The sequence below is a fragment of the Ectopseudomonas khazarica genome (assembly GCF_017915135.1).
In the GTDB taxonomy this organism is placed as follows: Bacteria; Pseudomonadota; Gammaproteobacteria; order Pseudomonadales; family Pseudomonadaceae; genus Aquipseudomonas; species Aquipseudomonas khazarica.
In genome coordinates this window covers 2,687,455-2,698,259 of record NZ_CP068551.1, presented here as the reverse complement: position 1 = coordinate 2,698,259, position 10,805 = coordinate 2,687,455, and the positions used below count along the sequence as shown (strand labels likewise).

The 10,805-nt window shown below is 64.5% G+C and carries 12 protein-coding genes; 3 read left to right on the top strand and 9 right to left on the bottom strand.

Annotation, left to right across the window (positions count from 1 at the left end; genetic code table 11):
* Positions 1-86: 86 nt before the first annotated feature.
* The 5 genes from ubiT to moaB all read right to left on the bottom strand — a co-directional run bounded on the left by ubiT (position 87) and on the right by moaB (position 4,290).
* Positions 87-548 (bottom strand): ubiquinone anaerobic biosynthesis accessory factor UbiT, encoded by a 462-nt coding sequence (ubiT, locus tag JLK41_RS12950; protein ID WP_210389057.1) that lies wholly within the window; start codon positions 546-548, stop codon positions 87-89.
* On the bottom strand, positions 545-1,432 hold the full coding sequence (locus JLK41_RS12945) for a U32 family peptidase (RefSeq protein WP_210389056.1): 888 nt from the start codon (positions 1,430-1,432) through the stop codon (positions 545-547). Before JLK41_RS12945 ends, ubiT begins: the two co-directional genes overlap by 4 nt.
* 7 nt (positions 1,433-1,439) lie before the next feature.
* Positions 1,440-2,429 carry a ubiquinone anaerobic biosynthesis protein UbiU gene (gene ubiU / locus JLK41_RS12940; protein WP_210389055.1) on the bottom strand — a complete coding sequence of 330 codons (990 nt, stop codon included), beginning with the start codon at positions 2,427-2,429 and terminating at the stop codon, positions 1,440-1,442.
* A gap of 77 nt (positions 2,430-2,506) precedes the next feature.
* On the bottom strand, positions 2,507-3,739 hold the full coding sequence (locus JLK41_RS12935) for a molybdopterin molybdotransferase MoeA (RefSeq protein WP_210389054.1): 1,233 nt from the start codon (positions 3,737-3,739) through the stop codon (positions 2,507-2,509).
* Positions 3,736-4,290, bottom strand: a complete 555-nt coding sequence (moaB, locus tag JLK41_RS12930) for a molybdenum cofactor biosynthesis protein B (protein WP_123084432.1) — start codon at positions 4,288-4,290, stop codon at positions 3,736-3,738. Before moaB ends, JLK41_RS12935 begins: the two co-directional genes overlap by 4 nt.
* 172 nt (positions 4,291-4,462) lie before the next feature.
* Between moaB and JLK41_RS12925 the strand changes: the two genes are divergently transcribed.
* Entirely contained in the window at positions 4,463-4,684 is a 222-nt protein-coding gene (locus JLK41_RS12925) for a DUF3079 domain-containing protein (protein WP_047585327.1), read from the top strand.
* Between the two features lie 3 nt (positions 4,685-4,687).
* Here the strand turns inward: JLK41_RS12925 and JLK41_RS12920 are convergent, their stop codons facing one another.
* The 4 genes from JLK41_RS12920 to norR all read right to left on the bottom strand — a co-directional run bounded on the left by JLK41_RS12920 (position 4,688) and on the right by norR (position 7,701).
* The gene (locus JLK41_RS12920) at positions 4,688-5,134 is read right to left on the bottom strand and encodes a molybdenum cofactor biosynthesis protein MoaE (RefSeq protein WP_047585325.1); all 447 of its coding nucleotides are present in this window, start codon (positions 5,132-5,134) and stop codon (positions 4,688-4,690) included.
* Between the two features lies 1 nt (position 5,135).
* A complete protein-coding gene (moaD, locus tag JLK41_RS12915; protein WP_047585323.1) occupies positions 5,136-5,384 on the bottom strand; it encodes a molybdopterin converting factor subunit 1 in 249 nt (82 codons plus the stop codon).
* Positions 5,385-5,683: 299 nt separating this feature from the next.
* Entirely contained in the window at positions 5,684-6,151 is a 468-nt protein-coding gene (moaC, locus tag JLK41_RS12905) for a cyclic pyranopterin monophosphate synthase MoaC (RefSeq protein WP_047585321.1), read from the bottom strand.
* A gap of 14 nt (positions 6,152-6,165) precedes the next feature.
* Positions 6,166-7,701, bottom strand: coding sequence for a nitric oxide reductase transcriptional regulator NorR (gene norR, locus JLK41_RS12900; protein WP_210391175.1), 1,536 nt, complete (start codon positions 7,699-7,701; stop codon positions 6,166-6,168).
* A gap of 138 nt (positions 7,702-7,839) precedes the next feature.
* Here norR and ytfE point away from each other — a divergent pair, with 138 nt between their 5' ends.
* Both ytfE and JLK41_RS12890 read left to right on the top strand, forming a co-directional pair.
* Positions 7,840-8,523 carry an iron-sulfur cluster repair protein YtfE gene (gene ytfE, locus JLK41_RS12895; protein ID WP_152488964.1) on the top strand — a complete coding sequence of 228 codons (684 nt, stop codon included), beginning with the start codon at positions 7,840-7,842 and terminating at the stop codon, positions 8,521-8,523.
* Complete coding sequence (locus JLK41_RS12890) at positions 8,516-10,795, top strand: nitric-oxide reductase large subunit (RefSeq protein ID WP_047585314.1); 2,280 nt, start codon at positions 8,516-8,518, stop codon at positions 10,793-10,795. The genes ytfE and JLK41_RS12890 overlap by 8 nt, the downstream gene beginning before the upstream one ends.
* The last annotated feature ends 10 nt before the right edge of the window (positions 10,796-10,805 follow it).

Genomic DNA, 10,805 nt, shown 5'->3' with positions numbered 1-10,805 from the left:
TAATCGCCACCGGTTTCGTGGAGGCCTCCCCCCTTGAGAAGATGAGGCCATGAGAAAGACTACGACCTACGCCCCTGAAATCCGTCTTAGCGCACCGCCGCCCCCATCTCTCGTACCAGTTGCCAGAACCGAGGTGGCAACTGATCGGGGTCAAGACCGTCAAGCAGGTTTTTTACACCCAGGCCCAAGTCAGTGTCGCCCTCAATCACCAGACGTCGGCGGAAGAACAGAGTGTCAGGATCTTCCTGACGGCTCGCCAACAGCAAAAAGTCTCGCCACTGCCCTCGGATGCAAACGTCCACTGCATCGCGCCGGGCCACGCGCAACTGCGTGTCCTGGTAACTCAGGCACCAAGTCAGACCAAGGTCGATGATCTCCAGGCGCAACCAACGATCATGCAGAAGGTCGAAGGCCCCCTCGGCCAGCGGTACGGCAAATAGCCGCCTGACCGCCTGCTCGATGACCAGGCGCTGCATGACGAAGGGTACGTGCCGTCCATACGGCAGCAACGGCTCGCCGAATTTCACCAGCCACCGCGCCATACTCATAGGCCCACAGCCTCGATCGTCAGCATGCCAGGTCGGCCATGCCAGTAGCCATTGCAGCCACTGACCGCCAGTGGTGGTAGCGCCCCGTCACGCACCGCGGCGAAGTCGTCGATCACCTGCCCCATACCCTCGCTGCGCGGGCTCAGGCGCAGCACATCCACACCACACGTGGCAATGGCCTGATAATCGGCCAGCAGGTTTCCGACCTCGGAGGACATGGTCTGGATACCGTTGAGGGTAAACAGCGCCTGCCCCTCCTGACTGAGCAGCGGAATGCCCTCAGGATAGTTCTGGCAGCAGAACTGGCAGTCGTCCTTTGGCCGGTTCTCAGCCCGCGCGGTGAAGCAACGCGCCGAGTAGGCCAACGGCAAATGGCCATAGGCGAACAGTTCCACTTCAGGCCGCCCCACCTGCAGAGCATCGAGTTGCTGCAGGCAGTCCTGCAGCAGGAGACCGGAACACTCCACCGGTGGCACCCAGCGCTGCAAACCACACTCCAGCAACTCGTGCAGGGCATGGGCGTTGTACAAGTTAAGCGCCGGTCCGGCGACGAAATGCCGGCCGCGCTCGGCGAGCAGTTGCACCGCGCCCATGTCGTTGGCCTCCACCAGCAAATCGCCGTTGTCGCACAGGCGGCGGAGGCTGGACAGCTCGGAAGCAGCCTCGACCAGCGCCAGTCCGGACAGCACCAGCTCGGCGCGGCTGCACTCGCGCAGCTCGCGGGCAAGGCCGAGCCAGTCGTCCAGCGACAGGGCACGGCGCTTGGAACAGACGGTTTCGCCCAGGTAGATGATGTCAAGCGGTTGAGCGGCCATCTCGGCGTAGAAATCCAGCAGCTTGCTGCGGCTCCAGTAGAACAACACGGGTCCCAGGCTCAGTTTCATAGGCTCCTCACTGCCAGGATCGGTGATATGCACCGAGGGTCGTCTGGCTGCCTTCAGACAGCCCTGCCAGGTCCTTGCGCCAGCGCTCCTGCACGGCAAAACGACCGCTGGCATGGGCATCCAGCGCTTCGCGCCAGACCCTCGTGACCTGCTCGACATAGGCTGGGCTGCGCTGGCGCCCCTCAATCTTCACTGCGGCGATGCCTATCTCGGCCAATTGCGGAACCAAGTCGATGGTGTTGAGGCTTGTCGGCTCCTCCAGCGCGTGGAAGCGCTGGCCGTCCACCAAAAAACGGCCCTTGCACAGGGTCGGATAGCCGGCCGGTTCGTCTGGCGCGTAGCGGTCGATCAGTACGCCGCCCAGACGCGAGCTGAGGCCCTGGGCTTCCTCCTGCCAGCGCACCGCCTTAGCCGGCGAACACACCCCGCAGAGGTTGGGCGACTCGCCGGTAACATAGGACGACAGGTGACAACGCCCCTCGGCCATGATGCACAGACTGCCAAAGGCGAATACCTCCAGCGGCACCGTGCTTTTCTCGGCCACCTGGCGCACCTGAGCCAGCGACAACACCCTAGGCAACACAGCGCGCCGGATGTTGTAACGCTGCTGGTAGAACGCCAGGGCAGCGACGTTGGTGGCCGAGCCCTGCACCGAGAGGTGCAGGTTGAGATCGGGATGCCGCCGGCTGGCGTAGGCCAGCACGCCGGGATCGGCAGCGATCAGAGCATCAACCCCTAGTGCGGCGGCTTGGTCCACCGCGCGCTGCCAGCGCGCCCAGCCCTGGGGCTGGGCATAGGTGTTGACGGCAACATAAAGCTGTCGGCCACGCTTACGGATCAGGTGCAGCCCCGTCTCCAGCTGCCGCTCGTCCAAATTGAGCCCGGCGAAATGACGGGCATTGGTGTCATCGCGAAAGCCAACGTAGATGGCGTCCGCGCCTTGCTGCAGGGCAACCTTGAGGGCGGGTAGACTGCCCGCCGGACAGACCAGATGCATGAATCGACTCCTACTTCAACGACGATGCGCCACTCTAGGCGTCGTGAACCTGAACGCCTTGATTGTGGTCAAGCCACTCATGCCAGCAGGCTGTCGAGCGCCAGAAACCCCACGGGCTCGCCAGCGCGCAGGGTACGCCCCGCCTCCACCACGGCCAGGCCCTCGGCCCAGCTCATGGCACTTAGCATGGCCGAGCCCTGCTGGGCATGTGGCACCACACGCAGCTCACCATCCCTGACCTCGAGACGGGCGCGCAGGTACTGGCGCCGCGCATTGGCCCTGGGCCAGTCGAAACCGGCGGGCAATGGCAGTGCGCGTGACGACACGTCGCTGCGCCCCTGTGCCGCCAGCAGGAAGGGCCGCGCCACCACCAGAGTGGTAAGCAGCGCCGCCACCGGGTTGCCGGGCAGGCCGATCCACGGCGTACCACACACCCTGCCGAAGGCGAAGGGCTTGCCCGGCTGGATGGCCAGGCGCCACAGGTGCAGCTCGCCAAGCTCGCGCACCGCCTGCTTAAGGTGATCCTCCTCACCGACCGAGACGCCGCCGGAGCTGATCAGTACATCCCATTCGGACGCTGCGAGGCTTAGGGCGTCGCGACTGGCGCTCAGCTCGTCCTCCAGGACACCGCAGTCGTCCACTTCCAGTCCCCAGCCGCGCAGCGCGGCGCGCAGGCTGTAGCGATTGGCGTCGTAGATCTGTCCGGGATGCAGCGGTTCTCCCGGTTCGCGCAGTTCGTTGCCGCTGCTCAGCAGGCCTACGCGCAGACGCCGGTGCACCGCCACCTCGGCAATACCTAGGCTGGCCAGCAGGCCCAGCTGCGGCGCGCGCAGGCAGATGCCTGCCGACAGCACACAGGTACCGCGCTCGAACTCCTCGCCGCGCCGACGCACATGGTCGCCGCGGGTACAGACGGGCAGCCAGACGCCCTCGCCCTCCAGCCGCACCAGCTCCTGCGGCACAACGCTGTCAGCGCCAGGTGGCAGCGGCGCGCCGGTGAAGATGCGCACCGCATGCCCTGACGGCAGCTCCTCCAGCGCCGCATCGCCGGCGGCGATACGCCCGGCCAGCAGCAGGTAGCCCGGCCCGCCCTGCAGATCGGCGGCACGCAGCGCATAACCGTCCATGGCGCTGTTGTCCCAGGCCGGCATCGACCGTAGGGCATGTACCGGCTCGGCCAGGGTGCGACCCAAGGCCTGCTCCAGGGCTACCCATTCGACCGCCGGCGGCGTCGGCACTTGGGCCAGTAGGTCAACGATGGCTTCATCGACCGGGCATAGCCCGGGCTGGTCGCAAGCGCAGCCGTTCATGCGCGCGACCCGCACAGCACCGTGGCCTGCTCGGGCAGGCGCTTGAGGTGGGGCACGAAATTGCACGGCCGCGTACGGCAGTCCAACTGCTCACGGAGGATCCCGTTCCAGGCTGTGCTGCAGGCACCGGGCGAACCGGGAAGGCAGCACACCAGGGTGCCGTTGCTGATGCCGGCCAGGGCGCGCGACTGTACGGTAGAGGTGCCGATCTCGGTCAGGGAAATCTGCCGGAACAGTTCGCCGAAGCCATCCACCATCTTGTCCAGCAGCGGCGCCACGGCCTGCGGCGTGTTGTCCCGCGCGGTGAAGCCGGTCCCGCCAGTGATCAGCACCACCTGCACCAGCGGGTCGGCAACCCAGGCACACAGGCGTGCACGAATCTGCCAGATGTCGTCGGGCACCAGCGCCCGCTCGACCAAAGCGTGCCCGGCGCTCTCCAGCGCCTCGATCAGGGTCTGGCCCGAGCCATCGCTGGCCAGGTTGCGGGTATCACTGACGGTCAGCACGGCGATGCACAGTGCCTGGAACTCGGGGTTAGACAAGTGAGCCATTTTGGCGCCTCCATAGTATGACTGGACGCAGCCTGAGCCCGCGGGAGCGTCCCGCCCATTCCCCAATGGAGGTATCACCAATGACCAACGCGACAAACCTTGACCACGGTCAAGGCTGCCACGTACCTGGGTATTAGCCTGAACGCGAAACCAAGGCCGGGAGGCGTTTCGCATGGCCAAGAAATTCCCTCTGCACCCGAGTCATCCCGAACGCATCTGCTGGGGGTGCGACCGTTACTGCCCGTCGGACTCGCTGGCATGCGGCAATGGTGCGGACCGCACTATGCATCCGGCCGAGATGATCGGCGATGACTGGTACCTGCACGGTGACTGGGGCATCGAGGTGCCTGAGCCGGTGGCGGATGCCGAGCAACCGCAGCACCGGTCGCGCTGAGGGCTACCAGCGTCGTGCGGCGATCGCATCACTAGCGCGCGCATCCACCCACTGAGCGCCCTGCGCGCACATTTCCTTCTTCCAGAATGGCGCCCGTGTTTTCAACTGATCCATGAGATAGGCGCAGGCCTCGAAGGCTACCTGCCGATGGGCACTGCCAACACCAACGAAGACGATCGGCTCGGCCGCCTGCAGCAGGCCGTGACGATGCACGATTAGCACCTCGTGCAGCGGCCAGCGGACTCTGGCTTCGGCCTCGATGCCGGCCAGGGCCCGCTCGGTCATGCCAGGATAGTGTTCAAGGAACATCGCCCGCACCTCCCCCGCATCGCCATAGTCGCGTACCAAGCCGACGAAGCTAGCCAGCGCACCGACACCAGCGCAGCGCTCCTGCAACTGGTCGAGCAGCTGCGCCGCGGAAAAGCTATGCGCCTGAACCTGCACGCTCATCTTAGCCTCCGGTGACGGGCGGGAAGAAAGCGATCTCGTCGCCGTCCTGCAGCACCTGATCGAGCCCGCAGAGTTCCTGATTACACGCGCACATCAAGTTTTGCGCGGCCAGTGCCGACCAGGCACCGCCACGCGCCACCAGGTTCTGGCGCAGTTGATCTACGCTGGTCAGCTGCGGCTGCCAGTCCAGGCACTCGCGGTCCAGCCCAAGTTGCTCGCGATACCCCGCGAAATAATGGACTTCCAACATACTTCTCTCCTCAGTTTTCAGGGGGCCAAACGCACGTGGCGCCGCCCTCTACAGTCAATTGGTAACGCAGGCAGCCATGCAGACAATCCGGGCGCCCTGCCCAGAATTCCATGCTGACGGGATCCCCGCCTGGACGACGGACCTGCTGAGTAAGCGAGCAGAGCCAGCGGCGCATGGGAGCCTGCCGTTCTAGCCGACTGTAGCCATGCTACTGGTGGCACATGCCACTCAGTTGATCGCTTCTCCACATGAGGCCGCTCCAGTCTGCTGGCACGCGTTGGCGCCCACCTTGCGTTGGATCAAGGCACCCGGTAAGTCCCCGAAGCGCCTCCGCTCTTCTCCAACAGGCGCACGGCCTCGATACACATGCCGCGATCCACCGCCTTGCACATGTCGTAAATGGTCAGCGCGGCGACACTTGCAGCAGTCAGCGCCTCCATCTCCACGCCCGTCTGCCCTGCCAGTTTGCAGCGCGCGACGATATGCACGCAGTCCTCGCCCTCGGCCTCAAGCTCGACCTTGACGCTTGTGAGCATGAGCGGATGGCACAGGGGAATGAGGTCGGAAGTCTTCTTCGCCGCCTGGATACCGGCGATGCGCGCCACGGCGAACACGTCGCCTTTGGGATGACGGCCATCGGCGATCATCGTCAGGGTGGCGGGCAGCATGCACACACGGGCTTCGGCCACGGCCTCGCGGCAGGTCACCGTCTTGTCGGTGACATCCACCATGCTGGCACGGCCGTGGGCATCGAGATGGGTCAGCATAGGTTTCTCCATAGTCAGATTAAGTCGAGCCGCCGTGCCAGCTTACGCAGATTGCTCGGGTCGATTGCCAGCGCCCGTGCGGCGGTGGCCCATTTGCCGCCATGCTGCGCCAGAGTGTTCTGGATCAGTTCGCGCTGATAGCGGTCCACAGCCTGGTGCAGGCTTTCGCTGGGTACCAGCGGCACAGCCGACGGGACGCTGCTCGGCACCGGCACCGGCGCCGGGCCATCCAGCCCAAGCCAAGGTGCCTCGATACTGAGCAATGCGGTGCGCGACTCAGCCTGGCTGAGCACCTTGAGCGCGGCGCGGCTGATCACATGCTCCAGCTCACGCACGTTGCCCGGCCAGGAGTAGGTCAGCAAGGCGCGCTCAGCATCGGCGGACAGGCGCAGGCAGCGCAGGCCCAGGCGGGCACGGTTGAGTTCGAGGAAATGCCCGGCCAGCACCAGCACGTCCCGGCCGCGCTCGCGCAACGGCGGTATGTGCACCGGGTAGACAGAAAGGCGGTGGTAGAGGTCGGCGCGGAAACGTCCTTCACGCACCTCCTCGTGCAAGCGCCGGTTGGTCGCGGTGATCACTCGTACGTCGACATGCCTTGGGCGGTCAGCGCCCAGGCGCTGAATCTCGCCGTTCTGCAGGGCGCGCAACAGCTTGGCCTGGATTGACAGCGGCAGCTCACCTATCTCGTCGAGAAACAGGGTGCCACCATTGGCCGCCTCAAAGCGTCCGGCGCGCTCTTGCGCGGCACCAGAAAACGCCCCCTTCACATGGCCGAATAGCTCACTCTCAGCCAGGGTCTCCGGGAGTGCGGCGCAGTTGACGTAAACCAGCGGCTTGCGCGCGCGCGGCGAGTGGGCATGCAGCCAGCGGGCAAACAGCTCCTTGCCTACGCCGGTCTCACCTTGCAGCAGTACCGGCAGCTCGGAGTCCGCTACGACGCCCAGCTCGTCGAGTAACTGGCATAACACCGGGCTGTCGCCGAGGATGGTGCCGCCAGTCTCGTCACCAACCTCACCCTCCTCCCGTCGGGCCAGGCGCAGGCTGCGAATTTCGTTTTCCAAGCGACACATCCGCAGTGCTGCCTCGATCAACAGGGCATAACGCTGCAGGCGCTGGGTGGCGTTGCGGTCAAAGGTACCGCGGCGCAGGGCATCCAAGGTCACAGCCCCCCATAGGCGGCCGTCGAGAAACAGGCTCATGCCCATGCAGTCGTGCACCGGTAGCGGCTCATCTGGACTGTCCTGCAACAGGCCGTCGTAAGGGTCGGGCAACTCGCTGTAGGCGGCGAATTGCAATGGCTCGCGCTGTGCCAAGATCTGCGCCAAGCGCGGATGCCGGGCGATTACGAAACTGCGCCCCAGCGCTTCGTGGGCCAAGCCGACTGCAGCCTGCGGCCGCAGGCTTTCGCCATCCAGACGCAACAGCACCACCGCACTGCAAGCGAATATTTCGCGCAGGCTGACAACCAGACGCTGCAGGCGTACAGCAGATGGTAGCTCGCTGGCCAGATCGGCGAGCAAGGCGTTCTGCAGAGGGGTGAAATCTACCATTTCGGGTATCCGCTACCTGATTTCTTCCGGGTAGATTAGACCCTGGCGGCACGCAAACCCTTGATTTCCGTCAAGTTGAAAAGCGGCACGGGGCTTGCGATGGAGCATACAGACCAATATGTCTGATAGGAGAACTCCATGGCCACCCAACTACTTGACAGCACCCTAGGCAATATTGCCTGCAGCATCCCCGGTGCGACCCGGGTGTTCCACGAATTCCACCTCGACTTCTGCTGTGGCGGTCAGAAGAGCCTACGCCAGGCCGCACAGGAGCGTGGCATCGATGCCGACCACGTACAGACACGCTTGCTCTCTCTCAGTGGCGAAGCCCAAGACACGGAGGATTGGCGCACGGTCGCGGACGAGCGGCTGATTGAGCACATTCTGCAGCGCTACCACGATGTGCACCGTCAGCAACTGCCGGAGTTGATTCGTCTCGCCGCGAGAGTCGAGCAGGTGCATGGAGGTCGTGAGCACTGCCCAGTGGGACTGACCGATCTGTTGATCGACATGCAACAGGAGCTGGAAAGCCACATGCAGAAGGAGGAGCAGATCCTCTTCCCGATGATCCTACGTGGCGGCGGCACGATGGCAGGTGGCCCAATCTCAGTGATGCGTTACGAGCATGACCAGCACGGCGAAGCGCTGGAGCGTGTCGTCGAATTGACCGATGACATGCAGCCACCGGCCAATGCCTGCAACACCTGGCGCGCGTTGTACCGCGGACTTGACGAGCTGCGCTGCGACCTGATGCAGCACATCCACCTGGAAAACAATCTGCTGTTCCCGCGTGCCCTCGGTAAGGAGGTACAGCATGGGTGAGTACCGCAAACTCTGGTGGGCATTGATCGCCGTACTCGGCGTGACTTTCTGCGTACTCGGCTGGTTCGGCCGCGAGGTGTATCGTCAGGCGCCGCCAATCCCAGAACAGGTGCAGAGCACCGACGGCAGCCTGCTATTTACCAACGTGGACATACTAGACGGGCAGACCGCATGGCAGAGCGTCGGCGGTATGCAGCTCGGCTCGATCTGGGGCCACGGCGCCTACCAGGCACCGGACTGGACTGCCGACTGGCTGCATCGCGAACTGACGGCGTGGCTCGACCTGGCCGCGCAGCACACCTACGGTGTGCCCTATGCCCAGGTGGACGAAGACCACCAGGCCCTGCTGCGCCAGCAACTCAAGCGCGAATACCGTGGCAACCAGGTGCAAGGCGAGGTGCTGGTGCTCAGCGAACGCCGCGTCGCCGCTGTCGAACAGACTGCGGCCTACTATGAGGCGCTGTTCGGCAAAGACCCGGCCCTGCAAGGCAGTCGCAAGAGCTTCGCCATGAAGGAGAACACCCTGCCCGACGCCGCCCGGCGCGAGCAGCTGACCCGCTTCTTCTTCTGGACAGCCTGGGTCGCCGCAACCGAGCGCCCAGGGCATGACGCCACCTACACCAACAACTGGCCCCACGAACCGCTGATCGACAACAAGCCCACTGCGGAGAACCTGATCTGGTCCATCGTCAGTGTGATACTCCTGATTGCCGGTATCGGCTTCCTGGTCTGGGCCTGGGCCTTCCTGCGCGATCACGAGGAGGATGAACCGACTGCACCGGCCCACGACCCGCTCAGCCTAGTGGCCCTGACGCCATCGCAGAAAGCGCTGGGCAAGTACCTGCTGCTGGTGGTCGGACTGTTCGCCTTTCAGGTCGTGATCGGCGGTGCTACTGCGCACTACACGGTGGAGGGCCAGGACTTCTATGGCTTCCCGCTATCGCAGTGGTTCCCCTACTCGCTGCTGCGCACCTGGCACATTCAGAGCGCTCTGTTCTGGATCGCCACCGGCTTCCTCGCTGCGGGTCTGTTCCTCGCACCCATCATCAGCGGCGGCAAGGATCCGAAGTTCCAGAAACTTGGCGTCGACGTGCTGTTCTGGGCACTGGTGGTCGTGGTGCTCGGCTCCTTCGTTGGCAACTACCTGGCCATCGCCCAGATCATGCCGGCCGAGTGGAATTTCTGGCTCGGTCATCAGGGCTACGAGTACGTCGACCTCGGTCGCCTGTGGCAGATCGGCAAGTTCACCGGCGTGGCCTTCTGGCTGCTGTTGATGCTGCGCGGCATCTTGCCGGCCTTCCGCCAGCCCGGCGACAAGAACCTGCTGGCCCTGCTGTCGGCCTCGGTGATCGCCATCGGCCTGTTCTACGGCGCCGGCTTCGCCTACGGCGAGCGCACCCACCTGTCGGTGATGGAGTACTGGCGCTGGTGGGTGGTGCATCTGTGGGTGGAGGGCTTCTTCGAGGTCTTCGCCACCACCGCGCTGGCCTTTATCTTCTCCAGCATGGGCCTGGTCTCCAAGCGCATGGCCACCACCGCCAGCCTGGCCTCGGCCTCGCTGTTCATGCTCGGCGGTGTACCGGGCACCTTCCACCATCTGTACTTCTCCGGCACCACCACCCCAGTGATGGCAGTGGGCGCCACCTTCAGTGCCCTCGAAGTGGTGCCGCTGATCGTGCTCGGCTATGAGGCCTGGGAGAACTGGCGCCTGAAGAGCCGTGCGGCCTGGATGGAGCGGGTCAAGTGGCCGCTGATGTGCTTCGTCGCCGTGGCCTTCTGGAACATGCTCGGCGCTGGGGTGTTCGGCTTCATGATCAACCCGCCGATCTCTCTGTACTACGTGCAGGGCCTCAACACCACACCAGTGCATGCCCATGCCGCGTTGTTCGGGGTCTACGGCTTCCTCGCCCTGGGCTTCACGCTGCTGGTGCTGCGCTATATCCGCCCGCAGATGCAGTTCAACCAGGGACTGATGAAGGTCGCCTTCTGGTGGCTCAACGCAGGCCTGGTGCTGATGATTGCCACCAGCCTGCTGCCCATCGGCATCATCCAGTTCCACGCCAGCGTCAGCGAGGGCCTGTGGTACGCCCGCAGCGAGGCCTTCATGCAGCAGGATCTGCTGCAGACCCTGCGCTGGGTGCGTACTTTCGGCGACGTGGTGTTCATCGTCGGCGCCCTGGCCATGGCCTGGCAGGTGGTCATTGGCTTCTTCTCACCTGTCCCCAGGAGCGTGCCGCTGCGCGCGCAAGGAGGTGCCCGAACGATTAATTAAATACGTTGGA

What these genes read in the sequence shown, in the direction of transcription:
- ubiT (WP_210389057.1), bottom strand. Translation starts at nt 548, where the DNA reads ATGAGTATGGCGCGGTGGCTGGTGAAATTCGGCGAGCCGTTGCTGCCG.
- JLK41_RS12945 (WP_210389056.1), bottom strand. Translation starts at nt 1,432, where the DNA reads ATGAAACTGAGCCTGGGACCCGTGTTGTTCTACTGGAGCCGCAGCAAG.
- ubiU (WP_210389055.1), bottom strand. Translation starts at nt 2,429, where the DNA reads ATGCATCTGGTCTGTCCGGCGGGCAGTCTACCCGCCCTCAAGGTTGCC.
- JLK41_RS12935 (WP_210389054.1), bottom strand. Translation starts at nt 3,739, where the DNA reads ATGAACGGCTGCGCTTGCGACCAGCCCGGGCTATGCCCGGTCGATGAA.
- moaB (WP_123084432.1), bottom strand. Translation starts at nt 4,290, where the DNA reads ATGGCTCACTTGTCTAACCCCGAGTTCCAGGCACTGTGCATCGCCGTG.
- JLK41_RS12925 (WP_047585327.1), top strand. Translation starts at nt 4,463, where the DNA reads ATGGCCAAGAAATTCCCTCTGCACCCGAGTCATCCCGAACGCATCTGC.
- JLK41_RS12920 (WP_047585325.1), bottom strand. Translation starts at nt 5,134, where the DNA reads ATGAGCGTGCAGGTTCAGGCGCATAGCTTTTCCGCGGCGCAGCTGCTC.
- moaD (WP_047585323.1), bottom strand. Translation starts at nt 5,384, where the DNA reads ATGTTGGAAGTCCATTATTTCGCGGGGTATCGCGAGCAACTTGGGCTG.
- moaC (WP_047585321.1), bottom strand. Translation starts at nt 6,151, where the DNA reads ATGCTGACCCATCTCGATGCCCACGGCCGTGCCAGCATGGTGGATGTC.
- norR (WP_210391175.1), bottom strand. Translation starts at nt 7,701, where the DNA reads ATGGTAGATTTCACCCCTCTGCAGAACGCCTTGCTCGCCGATCTGGCC.
- ytfE (WP_152488964.1), top strand. Translation starts at nt 7,840, where the DNA reads ATGGCCACCCAACTACTTGACAGCACCCTAGGCAATATTGCCTGCAGC.
- JLK41_RS12890 (WP_047585314.1), top strand. Translation starts at nt 8,516, where the DNA reads ATGGGTGAGTACCGCAAACTCTGGTGGGCATTGATCGCCGTACTCGGC.